Source organism: Actinacidiphila epipremni, assembly GCF_012034175.1.
Classification (GTDB): Bacteria; Actinomycetota; Actinomycetes; order Streptomycetales; family Streptomycetaceae; genus Actinacidiphila; species Actinacidiphila epipremni.
In genome coordinates this window covers 23,537-39,624 of the sequence record NZ_JAATEJ010000011.1, presented here as the reverse complement: position 1 = coordinate 39,624, position 16,088 = coordinate 23,537, and the positions used below count along the sequence as shown (strand labels likewise).

Annotated in this window: 16 protein-coding genes and 1 pseudogene; 14 read left to right on the top strand and 3 right to left on the bottom strand. The window is 74.6% G+C overall.

Annotated features, from left to right (window positions below; all coding sequences use genetic code 11):
- The first annotated feature begins 50 nt into the window (after positions 1-50).
- Both HCN08_RS15645 and HCN08_RS15640 read left to right on the top strand, forming a co-directional pair.
- Complete coding sequence (locus tag HCN08_RS15645) at positions 51-665, top strand: helix-turn-helix domain-containing protein (protein WP_167983686.1); 615 nt, start codon at positions 51-53, stop codon at positions 663-665.
- A pseudogene (locus tag HCN08_RS15640) lies at positions 662-1,903 on the top strand (MFS transporter); the annotation flags it as partial. The gene HCN08_RS15645 and the pseudogene HCN08_RS15640, both read left to right, overlap by 4 nt.
- A gap of 22 nt (positions 1,904-1,925) precedes the next feature.
- On the opposite strand, the gene HCN08_RS15635 reads toward HCN08_RS15640, so the two are convergent.
- Both HCN08_RS15635 and HCN08_RS15630 read right to left on the bottom strand, forming a co-directional pair.
- Positions 1,926-2,558, bottom strand: a complete 633-nt coding sequence (locus HCN08_RS15635) for a TIGR03085 family metal-binding protein (RefSeq protein WP_167983684.1) — start codon at positions 2,556-2,558, stop codon at positions 1,926-1,928.
- 54 nt (positions 2,559-2,612) lie between these two features.
- Entirely contained in the window at positions 2,613-3,530 is a 918-nt protein-coding gene (locus HCN08_RS15630) for a hypothetical protein (RefSeq protein WP_167983683.1), read from the bottom strand.
- Positions 3,531-3,680: 150 nt separating this feature from the next.
- Between HCN08_RS15630 and hisI the strand changes: the two genes are divergently transcribed.
- Positions 3,681-4,043, top strand: coding sequence for a phosphoribosyl-AMP cyclohydrolase (gene hisI / locus HCN08_RS15625; protein ID WP_167983682.1), 363 nt, complete (start codon positions 3,681-3,683; stop codon positions 4,041-4,043).
- A gap of 11 nt (positions 4,044-4,054) precedes the next feature.
- Entirely contained in the window at positions 4,055-5,563 is a 1,509-nt protein-coding gene (locus HCN08_RS15620) for an anthranilate synthase component I (protein ID WP_167983681.1), read from the top strand.
- Between the two features lie 77 nt (positions 5,564-5,640).
- Here HCN08_RS15620 and HCN08_RS15615 read toward each other — a convergent pair whose 3' ends face one another.
- Positions 5,641-6,714, bottom strand: a complete 1,074-nt coding sequence (locus tag HCN08_RS15615) for a S53 family peptidase (protein ID WP_407648781.1) — start codon at positions 6,712-6,714, stop codon at positions 5,641-5,643.
- 753 nt (positions 6,715-7,467) lie between these two features.
- Here HCN08_RS15615 and HCN08_RS15610 point away from each other — a divergent pair.
- From HCN08_RS15610 to HCN08_RS15570, 10 genes are all read left to right on the top strand, one after another.
- Positions 7,468-8,085, top strand: a complete 618-nt coding sequence (locus HCN08_RS15610) for a TIGR02234 family membrane protein (RefSeq protein ID WP_167983829.1) — start codon at positions 7,468-7,470, stop codon at positions 8,083-8,085.
- A gap of 121 nt (positions 8,086-8,206) precedes the next feature.
- A complete protein-coding gene (locus HCN08_RS15605) occupies positions 8,207-8,491 on the top strand; it encodes an HGxxPAAW family protein (RefSeq protein WP_167983680.1) in 285 nt (94 codons plus the stop codon).
- A 234-nt stretch (positions 8,492-8,725) separates the two neighbouring features.
- Positions 8,726-9,403: a DUF2752 domain-containing protein gene (locus tag HCN08_RS36935; RefSeq protein WP_407648780.1), complete on the top strand. Its 678-nt coding sequence runs from the start codon at positions 8,726-8,728 to the stop codon at positions 9,401-9,403.
- Between the two features lie 191 nt (positions 9,404-9,594).
- Positions 9,595-10,404, top strand: coding sequence for an indole-3-glycerol phosphate synthase TrpC (trpC, locus tag HCN08_RS15595; RefSeq protein ID WP_167983679.1), 810 nt, complete (start codon positions 9,595-9,597; stop codon positions 10,402-10,404).
- Between the two features lie 18 nt (positions 10,405-10,422).
- The gene (trpM, locus tag HCN08_RS36930) at positions 10,423-10,584 is read left to right on the top strand and encodes a tryptophan biosynthesis modulator TrpM (protein WP_407648779.1); all 162 of its coding nucleotides are present in this window, start codon (positions 10,423-10,425) and stop codon (positions 10,582-10,584) included.
- Between the two features lie 159 nt (positions 10,585-10,743).
- Positions 10,744-12,042 carry a tryptophan synthase subunit beta gene (gene trpB, locus HCN08_RS15590; RefSeq protein WP_167983678.1) on the top strand — a complete coding sequence of 433 codons (1,299 nt, stop codon included), beginning with the start codon at positions 10,744-10,746 and terminating at the stop codon, positions 12,040-12,042.
- Positions 12,039-12,857, top strand: a complete 819-nt coding sequence (trpA, locus tag HCN08_RS15585; RefSeq protein ID WP_167983677.1) for a tryptophan synthase subunit alpha — start codon at positions 12,039-12,041, stop codon at positions 12,855-12,857. Before trpB ends, trpA begins: the two co-directional genes overlap by 4 nt.
- A 120-nt stretch (positions 12,858-12,977) precedes the next feature.
- Positions 12,978-13,793 (top strand): DsbA family protein, encoded by an 816-nt coding sequence (locus HCN08_RS15580; RefSeq protein ID WP_167983676.1) that lies wholly within the window; start codon positions 12,978-12,980, stop codon positions 13,791-13,793.
- 107 nt (positions 13,794-13,900) lie between these two features.
- Positions 13,901-14,947 (top strand): prolipoprotein diacylglyceryl transferase, encoded by a 1,047-nt coding sequence (lgt, locus tag HCN08_RS15575; RefSeq protein ID WP_167983675.1) that lies wholly within the window; start codon positions 13,901-13,903, stop codon positions 14,945-14,947.
- Between the two features lie 119 nt (positions 14,948-15,066).
- Positions 15,067-15,810, top strand: coding sequence for a VIT1/CCC1 transporter family protein (locus HCN08_RS15570; RefSeq protein ID WP_167983674.1), 744 nt, complete (start codon positions 15,067-15,069; stop codon positions 15,808-15,810).
- Positions 15,811-16,088: the final 278 nt, after the last annotated feature.

Genomic DNA, 16,088 nt, shown 5'->3' with positions numbered 1-16,088 from the left:
TTGTGCAAATTCTCTTGCGCAACTTTCCTTGTGTATCTAGCCTCGGTGAGGTGACCGACGACGACCGCACCACCGACGCCCCCGACCGGGACCAGCGCATCACCGACCTCGACGCGCTGAAGGTCTTCACCCACCCCTTGCGCATCCGCCTGTACCGCGCGCTGTTCATCGCCCGCACCGCGACCGCCTCGCACCTGGCCGACCAGGTCGACGAGGCGGTCTCGCTCGTGAGCTACCACTTGCGCAAGATGGCCGCGCACGGCTTCATCACCGAGGACCGCGACCACGGCACCGACGGCCGCGAGCGCTGGTGGAAGGTGTCCGCCGAGCGCGGCTTCTCCTTCCGCACCGCCGACTTCGACGACCGCCCCGAGGGCGCCGCCGTCCTCGCCCAGGTGACCCGGCAGCTGCTCGCCACCCGCGCCGAGCGCTACCAGCAGTTCCTCGACCAGCACGCGGCCTGGGCGCGGGAGTGGACCAACGCCTCCTTCTCCTCGGAGTACATGCCGCTGCTCACCGCCGACGAGCTCCAGCAGATGGCCGAGGAGATCGGCGCCCTCATGCAGCGCTGGACCGACCGCGGGCGCGCCGCGGAGGACGCCGGCGAGACCGAGGGGCGCGAGCACGTCGCGGTCCAGATGTACGGCTTCCCCTTCCGGCCATGACCGCGCCCGCGATATCCCAGGCCGCCGACCGGCCCGGCACACCCGCCCACCGCGACGGCAACGTCCTGCGCTGGCTCACCGCCTACACCGCCTCCCTGCTCGGCGACTCCGTCTACTTCGTCGCCCTCGGCTTCGCCGCCGCCCGCACCGCGCCGCCCACGCAGGTCGGCCTGGTCATGGCGGCGGGCGCGGTGCCGCGGGCGGTGCTCATGCTCGGCGGGGGAGTGGTCGCCGACCGGTTCGGGCCGCGCCTGGTGGTCATCGGCGGCGACGCCGTGCGCTGCGTGCTCATCCTCGCCGCGGCCGGCGCGCTCGCGCTGACCTCGCCGGGGCTGTGGCTGCTGATCGCGCTCGCCCTGGTCTTCGGCGCGGTGGACGCGCTGTTCATGCCCGCGGTCGGCGCGCTGCCGCCCCGGATCACCGCACCGGACCAGCTCGTACGCCTCCAGGGCCTGCGCTCCCTGGTCTCCCGGTTCGGACAGATCGCCGGTCCCCCCGCGGGCGGGCTCGCGATGGGGCTCGGCGGCGCCGCCGCGGCCTTCGCGACCGCCGGGGCGCTCTTCGCGCTGTCCGTGCCGCTGCTGCTCACCACCCGCCTGCACGCCCTGCCCGCGAAAACGCCGGACCGGGCCACCGCGGGCCACCAACTGCGCGACGGGCTCGGCTACATCCGCCGGCACCGCCTCGTCGGCCCGCTCGTGCTGTCCGGCGCGCTGTGCGAGCTCGGGCTCGTCGGGCCGCTCAACGTCGGCATGGTGCTGCTCGCCCAGCGGCGCGGCTGGGGCGCGAGCGGATACGGCTGGGTCATCGGCGCGTTCGGCGCCGGGGCCGCGCTCAGCGCGCTGCTGCTGGCGGTACGCGGCGGCATCCGGCGGGCCGGCGCGGTCCAGGCGGCCACGCTGGTGGCCGGATCGGTCGGCGTGGGCTTCATCGGCGTCACGCCCGCGCTGCCCGCGGCCACGGCGGCGGCCTTCGTCGCCGGGCTCGTGTGCGGGGTGTGCGGCGGGCTCGCCACCGCGCTGATCCAGACGGCCACCGACCCCGCCTACCTCGGCCGGGTCACCTCCGTGATGAGCCTGAGCAGCTTCGGCCTCGCCCCGCTGGCCTACCCCGCCTTCGCCGCCGCCGGCGCCGCCTTCGGCCTGCCCGTGGTCTTCCTGGCCAGCGCCGCCCTCGCCACCTCCGGCGCGGTCCTGACCGCCCTCACCCCGGCGGTCCGCCGGGCGGAGCTGCCGCGCTGAGCGCCGCTCAGATGCCCGCTCAGATGCCCAGCGGCGCCGACTCCGCCGCCGCGACCGCCGCCTTGTCGCCCTCGGCCGTGACGTCCGCGGCGGACTGCCGGCCGAAGGCGTAGAGCGTCAGCTCCGACGGCTCGCCGGTGACCGTCACGACCGGGGAGCCCCGGTGCGCCACCACCGTCTGCCCGTCGGGCCGGCGCAGCACCAGCCCGACCGGAGCGCGCCGGCCCAGCACCCGGGCGGCCCGCTCCAGCCGGCTCCACAGCGCGTCGGCGAACACCGGGTCGATCTCCCGCGGCGTCCAGTCCGGCTGCGCCCGCCGTACGTCCTCGGTGTGGACGTAGAACTCCACCGTGTTGGACGCCTCGTCCAGCTGCTTGAGCGCGAACGGCGACAGGCGCGGCGGCCCGGTCCTGATCAGCCGGATCAGCTCGGCGTACGGGCGCTGCGCGTACTCGCCGCGCACCCGCTCCAGGCGCTCCGCGAGCCGCGGCACGACGATGCCGGCCGCCGCGTCGCCGCGCCGCTCCCGTACCACGACATGGGCGGCGAGGTCCCGGGTCCGCCAACCGTCGCAGAGCGTCGGGGCGTCGGGGCCGGTGGACTCCAGCAGGTCGGCGAGGAGCAGACGTTCACGCTGCGCATGGGTCGTCATACCGCCAGGTTAGCGACCCGGACCGCGCGCCGCCCGCTCCCCGCGCCCGGCGGTTCAGCTCAGCTTGTGGGAGAGCTTCTTGCCGTTCTTGCCGTCGTTGAGGGTCAGCGCGCAGGTCACCGTCTTGCGGCCCTGCACCTCATAGGTGATCAACTGCGGGTACAGCACGTACTCGTAGTAGTCGTTGGACGTCGCGTGCTTCTCGGCGTCCGCCTTGCACAGGTCGAACGCCTTGTCCTCGATCTCCTGGTCGTCGGTGAAGGTGCCCGACAGCGTCTTGGTGGCCACCGACTGCGCGTCGTGCGGCGAGGTGCACGCGACGACCGTCACCTCGTCGATGGTCCGCGTCATCGAGGGCGCGTTGAAGCACTTGCCCGGATCGACGACGACGTACGGCACCTCCTTGGAGTCCGTCGGCGAGGACGACGGCTCGGACTCGTCGGGGTCCGTGGGGAGGTCGGTCGGCAGGTCCAGGCTCGGGAAGTCGGTGGGCAGGCTGAAGGTCGGCATCGGGATCGACGGCATGTGCGTGGTCGTCGGCATCGATATGGACTTCTGGGCGGACGGCTTGTCGTCGTCCTTGCCGCTGTTGGCGGCCACGACGCCGCCGATGACCGCGCCGACCACCACGACCGCGCCGACGGCTATCCACACGTTGCGCTTGGTGTTGTTCGGCGGCGGCGGTGGCGGCGGGTACGGGCCCTGGCCGTAACCGCCGGGCCCGAACCCGCCGGGCCCGCCCTGCCCCCAGCCGCCGCCCTGCCCGCCCTGGCCGCCGTCCGGGTAGCCGTACCCGCCGCCGGGCGGCGCCGGCGGCCCGGGCGGACCCGGCTGCCCGTACCCGCCACCCTGCTGCGGGTAGCCGTAACCGTCGTTCGGCGGAGGCGGCGGGCCGAAGCCCTGCGGAGGCGGGCCAAAGCCGCCTCCCTGCTCAGGAGGCGGACCATTGTGCGGCGGCGGAGGAAAACCCATGCACGAAGGATGCCCCATACGGGTGACAGCCGCGCGTAACAACCCCGCGACAGCTTGGTGACAGTCAACCGGCTTGTCCCCTTTGCCGGTTGTGGCCGCCGTCCACCATCCGGACATGGTATTTCCGCGGGCCGGGCCCCCGGCGGCATCATGGGACGCATGCCGCAGCTCGACCCCGCCATCGCCGCCCGCCTCAAGCGCACCCCCGACGGGCTGGTGCCCGCGATCGCCCAGCAGTACGACACCGGGGAGGTGCTGATGATGGGCTGGATGAACGACGAGGCCCTGCACCGCACCCTGACCACCGGGCGCTGCACGTACTGGAGCCGCAGCCGCGGCGAGTTCTGGGCCAAGGGGGACACCTCCGGGCATGTCCAGCACGTGAAGTCCGTGGCGCTGGACTGCGACGGCGACACCCTGCTGGTGCAGGTCGACCAGGTCGGCGCGGCCTGCCACACCGGGGACCGCACATGCTTCGACAAGGACGTCCTGCTGCCCGCCGCGGGCCAGTAAGGTCTGCGGCCATGGACCTCGACACATTCCGCAAGCTCGCGGTCGACCGCCGCGTGATCCCGGTCAGCCGGCGCCTCCTCGCGGACGGGGACACACCGGTCGGGCTGTACCGCAAGCTCGCGGCGGAGCGGGTCGGCACCTTCCTGCTGGAGTCCGCGGACACCAGCTCCAACAGCGGCTCGGGCGGCGGGTCCTGGTCGCGCTACAGCTTCGTCGGGGTGCGCTCGGCGGCGACGCTGACCGTACGCGACGGGCAGACGCACTGGCTGGGCACCCCGCCGGTGGGCGTTCCCGTCGACGGCGACCCGCTCCAGGCGCTGCGCGCCACCGTCGAGGCGCTGCACACCCCGCGCGACCTCACCTCCGGCATGCCGCCCTTCACCGGCGGCATGGTCGGGTACCTCGGCTACGACATCGTGCGGCGGCTGGAGAAGATCGGCGACAGCACGTACGACTCGCTCGGCCTGCCCGAGTTGACGATGCTGCTGACCTCCGACCTCGCGGTGCTCGACCACTGGGACGGCACCGTGCTGCTGATCGCCAACGCGATCAACCACAACGACGAGGCCACCGGCGTCGACGAGGCGTACGCCGACGCCGTCGCCCGGCTGGACGCGATGCAGGCCGACCTCGCCAAGGCGCTGCCGCAGACCCCGGTGGAGCTGCCGTCGGCCGTCGACTTCGGGGTGTCGTGGAGCTTCGGCGGCGAGCGCTACCAGTCGGCGGTCGTGGACATCAAGGAGCGCATCCACGCCGGCGACGCCTTCCAGGTCGTCGTCTCGCAGCAGATGACGACCGAGTGCGAGGCGAGCGCGCTGGACGTCTACCGGGTGCTGCGCACCACCAACCCCTCGCCGTACATGTACCTGCTGCGCCTCGACGGCTTCGACGTCGTCGGCTCCAGCCCGGAGGCGCTGGTCAAGGTCGAGGACGGCCGGGCCATGCTGCACCCCATCGCCGGCACCCGCTGGCGCGGCGCCACCCCGCAGGCCGACGCCGCGCTCGCCGAGGAGCTGCTGGCCGACCCCAAGGAGCGCGCCGAGCACCTGATGCTCGTCGACCTCGGGCGCAACGACCTGGGCCGGGTGTGCGAGCCGGGCAGCGTCGAGGTCGTCGACTTCATGTCGATCGAGCGCTACTCGCACGTCATGCACATCGTCTCGACCGTCACCGGCAAGGTCGCGGCCGGCCGCACCGCCTTCGACGTGCTCACCGCGTGCTTCCCGGCCGGCACGCTGTCGGGCGCGCCCAAGCCGCGCGCCATGCAGATCATCGAGGAGCTGGAGCCGATCCGCCGCGGGGTGTACGGCGGCTGCGTCGGCTACCTGGACTTCGCCGGCGACTCCGACACCGCGATCGCCATCCGCACCGCGGTGCTGCGCGACGGCGTGGCGTACGTGCAGGCGGGAGCGGGTGTCGTCGCCGACTCCGACCCGGAGGCGGAGGACACGGAGTGCCGCAACAAGGCGGCGGCGGTGCTGCGGGCGGTCGCGATCGCCAACGCGATGCCGCGCGGCTGAACGCGGCGGGGCGGGTGAAGGGGCAGGGCTGAGGGGGCGGGGCGGCCGTCACGTCCGCCCCGCCCCCGCCGGCCGGGTCAGCCGGTGAAGGCCGCCAGGCCGTTCGGCGTGCCGACGCCGGTCGGCCCGTCGTAGCCGACCGCGCCCGTGCACAGGTACGAGCCGGCGCACTCGCCGTTCGTGCCGGTCAACACGTCGTTGAGCGCGTCACCGTGCGCATACGGGTACGACGCCGGGTACGAGCCCTCCGCCGGCGTCCCCGCCAGCGCGTACGCCGACGCGATGAGCGGGGCCGCGGCGCTGGTGCCGCCGAAGACCTCCCAGCCGCGGTCGGTGCCGAAGGTGTCGTAGACGGCCACCCCGGTCGCCGGGTCGGCCACCGCGGAGACGTCGGCGACGGTACGGGTCGCGCACTCGGTGTCCCGCTGCCACGCGGGCTTGGGGTCGTACGCCGAGCAGCCCGAGCCCGCGCCGCCCCAGACGGTGTCCGTCCAGCCGCGCTCGGTGCCGTCCGGCCGCAGTGACGTACCGCCGACGGCCGTCACGTACTGCGAGCCGGCCGGGTACTCCACGCCGTAGCCGGCGTCGCCGGAGCTGGCGGTGATCGCGACGCCCGGGTGGTCGAAGAACTGGGCGTCGTAGTCGGCGTCGGCCGCGGACTCGCCGCCGCCGTAGCTGTTGGACACGAACCGCGCGCCGAGCGCGACCGCGGTGTCGACGGCCGCGCCGAGGTCGGTGAGCAGGTTGGTGTCCGCCTCGACGAGCAGGATGTGGCAGGCCGGGCAGGTCGCGCTGACCATGTCCACGTCCAGCGAGATCTCCTCGGCCCAGCCCGGGTCCGTCACCGGGTAGCCGGAACCGCCGCGCTGGTCGACCTTGCGGAAGCAGCCGTTGTCCGTGGTGCACGCCGGCAGCCCGTACTGGGCGCGGTACGTGGCCAGGTCCGCCTCGGCGTTGGGATTGTCGTAGGCGTCGACGATCGCGACGGTGGCGCCCTCGCCGCCGGTGTCGGGCAGGGCGTAGGCGGCCCGCAGCTCGGCCGGTCCGTAACCCGACGGGATGGCCGCCGGGTGCGCGGAACGCACCGAGGGTGCGAGGGTGTCGGCGCCGCTGGTGACCTTCAGCGCCTTGCAGGCCATCGCGCCGGGCACGGTGGCGACCGCGCAGGAGCGCGCGGCGGTGAGCCGGTGGGCGGGGGCGGTGGCCGTGGCGTCGGCGGTGGCGTCCGCGGTGGGGGCGAGGGCGACCAGCCCGGTCGCGGCGAGCGCTGCCGCCGCGGCGAGGGCCGGCCAGGTATGGCGGGCGGGGGTGTGGGGGGGTATGTGCCCGCGGGTCCTTCCGTGCGGGGGGGTGGGGGGGGTGGTGCCCCTGCGATGAGTGGGGGGCAGGGGACTGGCCGAGAACGTAGGGTGACCGGCGCAGGTCAACAAGGCGCGGGGGCGGCGGAAGGGGAACCTATGCCGCCGCTTTGCCTTTCAGGGGGCGGGAGTTGACCGATTCTTGACCAGGTCATGACCGCCGGACAGGCATGGATACGGGTTGTGCCGGTCCGTCCTGGCCCGTCCCGTCCCGCCCGGCGACCACCCGGTACGCACCGTGATGGCCGCCCCCCTCGCCGGGGCGGCGCGGCGGCAGGGGATAGTGGTCCCGTGACCTCCGCCCCGCACCAGCCCGCCCCGACCCCGGACCAGCCCGCCTCCCCGGCCCCGCCGACACCGGAGCCCGCGCCGGCCGCCGAGGCCGCGCCGGCGGACGCGCCGGCCGCCGGGGCCGCGCCCGCGGGGGCCGTCGCCGCGTCGCCGGACGGGGGGTCCGGCTCCGCGCAGGGCGCCTGCGCGGCCGACCCCGGCGCACCGGTCGCCGGGGGGCCGGGTGCCGAGGCTGCCGCGCGGCGCAAGGCGGGGATGCGGACGCTGGCGGTCGCGCTGCCCGCCGGGGCCGTCGGGGCGAGCCTCGTGCTGGTCGCGGCCGGGAAGACGTGGGCGCGGGGCTATGCCGCCTTCGGGCAGTCGAGCCTGCCGGTGCACGCCACCGGGAGCGACACCACCGCGCTGCCCGGCGCGCTCGCCCTGGTCGGCCTCGCCTCGCTCGTCGCCGTCTTCGCCGTCCGCCGGGTCGGGCGGTACGTGGTCGCCGCGCTGCTCACCCTCAGCGGCCTCGGCGCCACCGTCACCGCGCTCACCCGGCGCGGCGACCGGGCGGCGCTGAACGAGGCGGCCTCCTCCGCCTCCGGGCTCGCGCACGAGACCGCGCGGCACGTCAGCACCACCGGCTGGCCCCTGGTGTGCGCCGCCGGCGGCCTGCTGCTGCTCGCCGCCGGACTGCTCGCGCTGCGCTACGGCCCGGCCTGGCCCGCGATGTCCGGCCGCTACGACCGCCCCGGCGCCGCCCGCCCGGTCCGCGAGCGGGCCCGGGCCTCCGCCGCCGCCTCCCGGCGGCCGGTCGCCGTCGACCCGGACCGGGCCGAGGACCTGTGGAAGGCCCTGGACCGCGGCGAGGACCCCACCGAGGCCGCGGGCTGACCGCGCACCCCCCGTCCCGCCGCGTCCACCCCGCTGCGCGTTCCGCCCGCCGGACGCGCAACAATGGAGGCGGAGCAGGAGGCGAAGGTCGCCCCCTGATGTGAGCATCTAGGGAGTCTTCATGGCGGCCCACTACGACCACGGACACACCCCGGCTGCGTGGACCGGCGTGATCATCTCCTTCCTCGGCTTCTGCGCCGCGGGCGGTTTCATCGTCGCTGCGGAGCCGGTCGCCTTCTGGGTCAGCATGGGCGTCGTCCTGCTCGGCCCGCTCGTGGGCGGGATCATGCGGACGATGGGCCTCGGCCGCAAGTCCGATCCGCACCTGCTGACCGGCCAGGACCGCGCCGCCCTGCGCGAGGAGGCCCAGGAAAAGGAGCAGGCCGCCGCCCACGCCGGCGCGTAACCGCCCTGCGGTCCGCCCGCCCGACCCGGGCCGCCTGCGGTGCATGCCCCGCCCGGCGGCCTGAGTCCTCGGGCAGTGGCCCGCGCGCCCGGTGCGAGCCGTCCGCGGCGCGCCCGCCGTCCGCGCGGCGTGCGCCCGGCCCGTACGCCTCGGGTCCTACCGTCCGGCGCAGCCCGTCACCCCGGCAGGGGTGCACGCGCTGCGCCGCCGCGCGTCCGGGGTCAGGCTGAACCCGTGCCCCCCATCCCGCCCCCCTCCGCGGCAGCCGCCGGAACCGGCCCCGGCCCCGCACCCGCGCCGGCCCCGCTCGCGCCGCCCGCCGCGACCGCCGAAGCGGCCGGCCCTCCGCAAGCCACCACCGGCCCTGCGGCCCCGCCGCCCGCCGCAACGGCCGACGGCACCGCCACCGCCGGTCCCGCGGTCTCCCGCACCGGCTCCGGCCCCGCCACCGCCGCGGGCGCTTCCGCGGGCGCCGCGCCCGCCGCGGCCCCGCCCCCCGCCGCCGGCGCAGCCGTGTCGCGGTTGCGGGCCGTCGCCGTGCCGCTCGGCGTGCTGGGCGCCGTCCTCGCCGGGTTCGGCTACGTCGCTGCCGTGGACCCCAATGAGCCGGGTCACTACCCGGCGTGCCCGCTGCTGTACTACACGGGCGTCTACTGCCCCGGCTGCGGCGGCCTGCGGGGCGCCCACGCGCTCGCGCACGGCCAGTTGCGTACCGCCGCCGGGTGCAACGCCGCCGCCCTCGCCGGATACGCCGTCTTCGCCGTCGTCTGGTGCGTGTGGTTCACCCGCACCCTGCGCGGCCGGCGCTTCGAGCCCGCGCTGCCGCGCGCGGCGCTCTACGCGCTGGGCGCCCTGCTGCTGGCCTTCACCGTCGTGCGCAACCTCCCCTTCGGCGCGGTGCTCGCGCCCTGAACCCCGGGTCGTACGCCGGGAGTAGGGCCCAAACACCGCCCCCTCCGCGGGGCAAGATTGTCCAGGTACTGGGACCGCGGATCACCGGATGCGGGCTGCCGCGCCCCCGCCGGATACCATCGTCATGGCCGTGGTTCCCGCCACTGGCTTGATCATTTCGCTGCACGGCCGGCCGGAAGGGGAGCTCTCGCGTGAGTGTGCTCGACGAGATCATCGACGGAGTCCGTGCCGACCTCGCCGAGCGACAGGCCCGCGTGTCCCTCGACCAGCTCAAGGAGCGCGCCGCCAAGGCGCGGGACGCCAAGGACGGCGTCGCGGCGCTGCGCGGCGACGCGGTCAAGGTCATCTGCGAGGTCAAGCGCTCCAGCCCCTCCAAGGGCGCGCTCGCCGCGATCGCCGACCCCGCCGGGCTCGCCGCCGACTACGAGGCGGGCGGCGCCGCGGTCATCAGCGTGCTGACCGAGCAGCGCCGGTTCGGCGGCTCGCTCGCCGACCTGGAGGCGGTCCGCGGCAAGGTCGACATCCCGGTGCTGCGCAAGGACTTCATCGTCACCGCCTACCAGCTGTGGGAGGCCCGCGCGTACGGCGCCGACCTCGCCCTGCTCATCGTGTCGGCCCTCGACCAGCCCGCGCTGGTCTCGCTCATCGAGCGCGCCGAGTCCATCGGCCTCACCCCGATCGTGGAGGTCCACGACGAGGAGGAGGTCGCCCGCGCGGTCGACGCCGGCGCCCGCGTCATCGGCGTCAACGCGCGCGACCTGAAGACCCTCCAGGTGGACCGCGGCAACTTCGGCCGGATCGCCCCGGAGATCCCCGACCACATCGTCAAGATCGCCGAGTCCGGCGTCCGCGGCCCGCACGACCTGATCGCGTACGCCAACGACGGCGCCGACGCCGTCCTGGTCGGCGAGTCCCTGGTCACCGGCCGGGACCCGCGCACCGCGGTCGCCGACCTCGTCGCCGCCGGCGCCCACCCGGCCCTGCGGCCCGGCCGCGACTGACGGCGCCCGCACGGTAGGGTGGCCGGCGTGTCGCTGGAATCGCGTCTCGGACCGGGCTGCCGCCCCCGCGGGTGCAGGGCGCCCGCGCGGCGGGTGCTGGGCCGGCGCGTGCGGTACGTCATCGGGTGCGAGCCCGGCCAGGTGAACGGCAGGCGATGGCGCCGCGGCGCAGCCGCCTGAGCAGCCGCTGACCGCCGCCGTATCCGTACGGCCCTCCGCCGTACCGGTACGGCCCCTTCACCGCGCCCGTGCGCGGCCGGCACACCGCCACCAGGACCCGGGTCCTGGCCGGTCGAGCCCCGCGCGCGCCGCGTCCGTACACCCGACCAGGGGACACCCATGCCAGCAGAGCACGACTTCTTCCTGCCCGACCCCGAGGGGCTCAGCCCCAGCGCCGCCGGCTACTTCGGCGCCTTCGGCGGCAAGTTCATCCCGGAGGCGCTGGTCGCCGCCGTGGACGAGGTCGCCGCCGAGTACGACAAGGCCAAGGCCGACCCCGCCTTCGCCGCCGAGCTCAACGAGCTGCAGGCCCACTACACCGGCCGCCCCAGCGCCCTGACCGAGGTGCCGCGGTTCGCCGGGCACGCGGGCGGCGCCCGGATCTTCCTCAAGCGCGAGGACCTCAACCACACCGGCTCGCACAAGATCAACAACGTGCTCGGCCAGGCCCTGCTCACCAAGCGGATGGGCAAGACCCGGGTCATCGCCGAGACCGGCGCCGGCCAGCACGGCGTCGCCACCGCCACCGCGTGCGCCCTCTTCGGCCTGGAGTGCACGATCTACATGGGCGAGGTCGACACCAAGCGGCAGGCCCTCAACGTCGCCCGGATGCGGATGCTCGGCGCCGAGGTCGTCTCGGTCACCTCCGGCAGCCGCACCCTGAAGGACGCGATCAACGAGGCCTTCCGCGACTGGGTCGCCAATGTCGACCGCACCCACTACCTCTTCGGCACCGTCGCGGGCCCGCACCCCTTCCCGGCCCTGGTGCGCGACTTCCACCGGGTGATCGGCGTCGAGGCGCGCCGCCAGCTGCTGGAGCGCACCGGCCGGCTGCCCGACGCGGCCGTGGCGTGCGTCGGCGGCGGCTCCAACGCCATGGGCCTCTTCCACGCCTTCCTGCCCGACACCGGCGTCCGGCTGGTCGGCTGCGAGCCGGCCGGCCACGGCGTGGCCACCGGCGAGCACGCCGCGACGCTCACCGCGGGCGAGCCCGGCATCCTGCACGGCTCGCGCAGCTACGTCCTCCAGGACGACGAGGGCCAGATCACCGAGCCGTACTCGATCTCCGCGGGCCTCGACTACCCCGGCGTCGGCCCCGAGCACGCCTACCTCAAGGACAGCGGCCGGGCCGAATACCGCGCCGTCACCGACGACGCGGCCATGCAGGCGCTGCTGCTGCTGTCGCGCACCGAGGGCATCATCCCGGCGATCGAGAGCGCCCACGCGCTCGCCGGCGCCCTGGAGCTCGGCCGTGAGCTCGGCCCCGAGGCACTGCTGGTGGTCAACCTGTCGGGCCGCGGCGACAAGGACATGGACACCGCCGCCCGCTACTTCGGCCTGTACGACACCGACGCGCAGGTCGCCGCGGACTCCGAAGACACAGCGGACACCGCCGAGATCGAGAGGGACGCCACGTGAGCGGGAACATCCAACTGCTGAGCGACACCCTCGCCGCCGCCAGGGCCGAGGACCGCGCCGCCCTCATCGCCTACCTCCCGGCCGGCTTCCCGACCGTCGAGGGCGGCATCGAGGCCGTCAAGGCCGCCTTCGACGGCGGCGCCGACGTCGTCGAGGTGGGCCTGCCGCACAGCGACCCGGTGCTCGACGGGCCGGTCATCCAGACCGCCGACGACATCGCGCTGCGCGGCGGCGTCCGGATCGCCGACGTGCTGCGGACGGTACGCGAGGCGCACCAGGCCACGGGCAAGCCGGTGCTGGTCATGACGTACTGGAACCCTGTCGACCGCTACGGCGTCGCGCGCTTCGCCGCGGAACTGGCGCAGGCGGGCGGCGCCGGCTGCATCCTGCCCGACCTGCCGGTCGAGGAGTCCGAGGCATGGCGGGCGGCGGCCGGCGAGCACGGCCTGGCCACCGTCTTCGTCGTCGCCCCCTCCAGCCGGGACGAGCGGCTGGCCCGGATCACCGCGGCCGGCTCCGGCTTCGTCTACGCCGCCTCCCTGATGGGCGTGACCGGCACCCGCGCCAGCGTCGGCGAGCAGGCGGCCGACCTCGTACGCCGGACCAAGGCCGGCACGGACCTGCCGGTGTGCGTCGGCCTCGGGGTGTCCAACGCGGCGCAGGCCGCCGAGGTCGCGGGCTTCGCGGACGGCGTGATCGTCGGCTCGGCCTTCGTCAAGCGGCTGCTGGACGCCGCCGGCGACGAGGCCGCCGGGCTCGCCGCGGTGCGGGCGCTGGCCGCCGAGCTGGCCGAGGGGGTACGCAAGCGGGCCTGACGCCCGGCCGTGCGGCAGCCGGGTGACGCCGGTCACCCGTGGGAGCGGATCTTGTCACTCCCGAGGGCGAAAAACGGCGGGGGGAGGCGCTGAGCGCATCCCCCCGCCGTTGCGCTGGGCGTGAGTGAACGCAATCGAGACGGAAAACGCAACGCCCGCGAGGCGCTGCGCGAGCAGCGCGCCCGGGAGCAGGCCCGCCGGCGGCGCAACCGGGCCCTGATCGCGGCGGGCGTGGTGGCCGGCGTGCTGGGCATCGCGGCGGTGATCGGCGTGGTGACCGTCGACCACAGCACCCGCGGCACCGGCGGCTCGGCCAACCCGGCCGCCGCGCCCACCGGCGCCACCGGCAAGGACAGCCTGGTGATCCCGGTCGGCGCCGCCGACGCGCCCTCGGTCCTGACGATCTACGAGGACTTCCGCTGCCCGGCCTGCGACGCGTTCGAGAAGCAGTTCACGCCCACCATCCACTCCCTGGAGGACAGCGGGCAGATCCGCACCGAATACCACCTGGTGACGCTGATCGACGGCAATCTCGGCGGCAGCGGCTCGCTCAACGCCGCGAACGCCGCCGCGTGCGCCCAGGACGCCGGGAAGTTCCGCGCCTACCACGACGTGCTCTACGCCAACCAGCCCGACGAGCAGGACGACAAGTTCGGCGACAAGGACACCCTGCTCGACCTCGCCGACAAGGTGCCGGACCTCAAGACGCCGGCCTTCACCCGCTGTGTCGAGGACGGCACGCACAACGACTGGGTGCGCAAGTCCAACCAGGCGTTCGGCAACTCCGGCTTCAACGCCACCCCGACCGTGCTGCTGAACGGCAAGAGCATCTACGGCACCAGCCCGGCGCTCACCCCCGACAGCCTCAAGGCGATGGTCACCGCCGCCAACAAGGGCAAGCAGCCCGGCACGGCCACCGCCACCCCCTCGTCCTGACCCGCACCCCGTCGTCCTGACACCCGCGCGGCACGCCCGGCCGTTATCCATACGTAGCCGGGCGGGCTGCCGCGTACCGCCCCGGCACGGTAGCGTCGGACATTGCCATGGAACTCGCATTCATCCCCAGCCCCTCGCACGGCGTCGTCCACCTCGGACCGATCCCGCTGCGCGGCTACGCGTTCTGCATCATCGTGGGCGTCTTCATCGCCGTCTGGTACGGCAACAAGCGCTGGATCGCCCGCGGTGGCACGGCCGGCACGGTCGCCGACATCGCCGTGTGGGCGGTGCCCTTCGGCCTGATCGGCGGCCGTCTGTACCACGTGATCACCGATTACGAGCTGTACTTCACCGACGGCAAGGACTGGGTCGACGCCTTCAAGGTGTGGCAGGGCGGCCTCGGCATCTGGGGCGCCATCGCCATGGGCGCGCTGGGCGCCTGGATCGGCTGCCGCCGCCGCGGCATCGCGCTGCCGGCCTACGCCGACGCCATCGCCCCGGGCATCGCCTTCGCGCAGGCCGTGGGCCGCTGGGGGAACTGGTTCAACCAGGAGCTGTACGGCCGGCCCACCACGCTGCCGTGGGGCCTGAAGATCGACGTGGACCACCGCCCCGACGCCACGCCGGACCTGGCCACGTACCACCCGACGTTCCTGTACGAGTCGCTGTGGTGCGTCGGCGTCGCGCTGCTGGTGATCTGGGCCGACCGCCGCTTCAAGCTGGGCCACGGCCGGGCCTTCGCGCTGTACGTGGCCGCGTACACGGTGGGCCGGTTCTGGATCGAGCACATGCGCGTCGACTACGCCCACCACATCCTGGGCATGCGTCTCAACGACTGGACAGCGATCCTGGTCTTCGCCGCCGCCGTGGCCTATCTCGTGCTCTCCCAGCGGCTGTACCCGGGGCGTGAGCAGACGGTGGAGCCGGTTGCCGCGGTCGCCGCCGACGGGGCTGCCGAGACCGCCGAAGGAGCCGCCGAGAACGCCGACGGGACCGCCCGTGCCGGCGCGGACGACGCCGCTGAGCAGGCCGAAGAGGGCGCCGAGCCGGCTGCCGCACCGGACGCCGCAGCGCTCGCCGACGAGCCGGCCGAGTCGGCCGAGCCGTTGGAGGACGACGCCGCCGAGCCCGCGGGCAAGCCCGCCGCCGGGTAGGTTTCCGCAGGTCAGGTCAGCCTTTCCTTGCTGGCGGGGGCCCCGCGCCCCCAGGTACGGTCGAACCTGTTTCCGAGGTGTCGCGGCCGGCCGGGCCGCACGGGGGAGGGGTGGACCGGATGACCAGCGCAGCCGTCGAGAGCGCCGCGGCCGGCCCGTACCGGCCGACCCACGTCCCGCACCACGAGCACCGCGACGTCTCCGGCGGCTGGCTGCGGCCGGCCGTCTTCGGCGCCATGGACGGCCTGGTGTCCAACCTGGCCCTCATGACCGGCGTCGCCGGCGGCGACGCCGGCACCCGCACCCTGGTGGTCACGGGCCTCGCCGGGCTCGCGGCCGGCGCCTTCTCCATGGCCGCCGGCGAGTACACCTCGGTCGCCTCCCAGCGCGAGCTGGTCGAGGCCGAGCTCGACGTCGAGCGGATCGAGCTGCGCCGCAACCCCGAGGACGAGCTGCGCGAGCTCGCCGCGCTGTACGAGTCGCGCGGGGTCGAGCCGGCGCTGGCGTACGAGGTGGCCCGGCAGATGTCGCAGGACCCCGAGCAGGCGCTGGAGATCCACGCCCGCGAGGAGCTGGGCATCGACCCCGGCGACCTGCCCTCGCCGCTGGTCGCCGCCGCCTCGTCCTTCGTGTCCTTCGCGCTCGGCGCGCTGCTGCCGGTGCTGCCCTACCTGCTGGGCGCCGACGTGCTGTGGCCCGCGGTGCTGCTCGCGCTCGCCGGGCTGTTCGGCTGCGGGGCGGCCGTGGCGCGGGTCACCGCGCGGTCCTGGTGGTTCAGCGGACTGCGCCAGCTGGTCTTGGGTGCGGCGGCCGGCGGAGTTACCTTCGTTATCGGGGCGCTCATCGGCCACGCCGTCGGCTGACGCGATACCGCTTCCCGCACATCGATACAAGCCTTGTGTTTCCCCGCCGTTTCAGGCACGCCGCGGCGGGGCATCACTCGGTAACCCACCGGCAGAGCCGCCAGGGCCTGTGACCGCATCGCCGGTCGATCACCCCGATCACGTCGTTGGCCCGAAACCACTGCTCCGCCACCCGCGCACGTCCATATGGTGGAACTGAGTATCCGCTTCTCGAACACTCGGCCATCATGTAACCTGCACGAAATCGCAGAGGGCCAACGTCGTCCCTGTTGCGCATG

Excerpts from the sequence above, each read along its gene's own strand:
- HCN08_RS15635 (WP_167983684.1), bottom strand. The coding sequence starts at position 2,558 with ATGACGACCCATGCGCAGCGTGAACGTCTGCTCCTCGCCGACCTGCTG.
- HCN08_RS15630 (WP_167983683.1), bottom strand. The coding sequence starts at position 3,530 with ATGGGTTTTCCTCCGCCGCCGCACAATGGTCCGCCTCCTGAGCAGGGA.
- hisI (WP_167983682.1), top strand. The coding sequence starts at position 3,681 with ATGGGACGCATGCCGCAGCTCGACCCCGCCATCGCCGCCCGCCTCAAG.
- HCN08_RS15620 (WP_167983681.1), top strand. The coding sequence starts at position 4,055 with ATGGACCTCGACACATTCCGCAAGCTCGCGGTCGACCGCCGCGTGATC.
- HCN08_RS15610 (WP_167983829.1), top strand. The coding sequence starts at position 7,468 with ATGCGGACGCTGGCGGTCGCGCTGCCCGCCGGGGCCGTCGGGGCGAGC.
- HCN08_RS15605 (WP_167983680.1), top strand. The coding sequence starts at position 8,207 with ATGGCGGCCCACTACGACCACGGACACACCCCGGCTGCGTGGACCGGC.
- trpB (WP_167983678.1), top strand. The coding sequence starts at position 10,744 with ATGCCAGCAGAGCACGACTTCTTCCTGCCCGACCCCGAGGGGCTCAGC.
- lgt (WP_167983675.1), top strand. The coding sequence starts at position 13,901 with ATGGAACTCGCATTCATCCCCAGCCCCTCGCACGGCGTCGTCCACCTC.
- HCN08_RS15570 (WP_167983674.1), top strand. The coding sequence starts at position 15,067 with ATGACCAGCGCAGCCGTCGAGAGCGCCGCGGCCGGCCCGTACCGGCCG.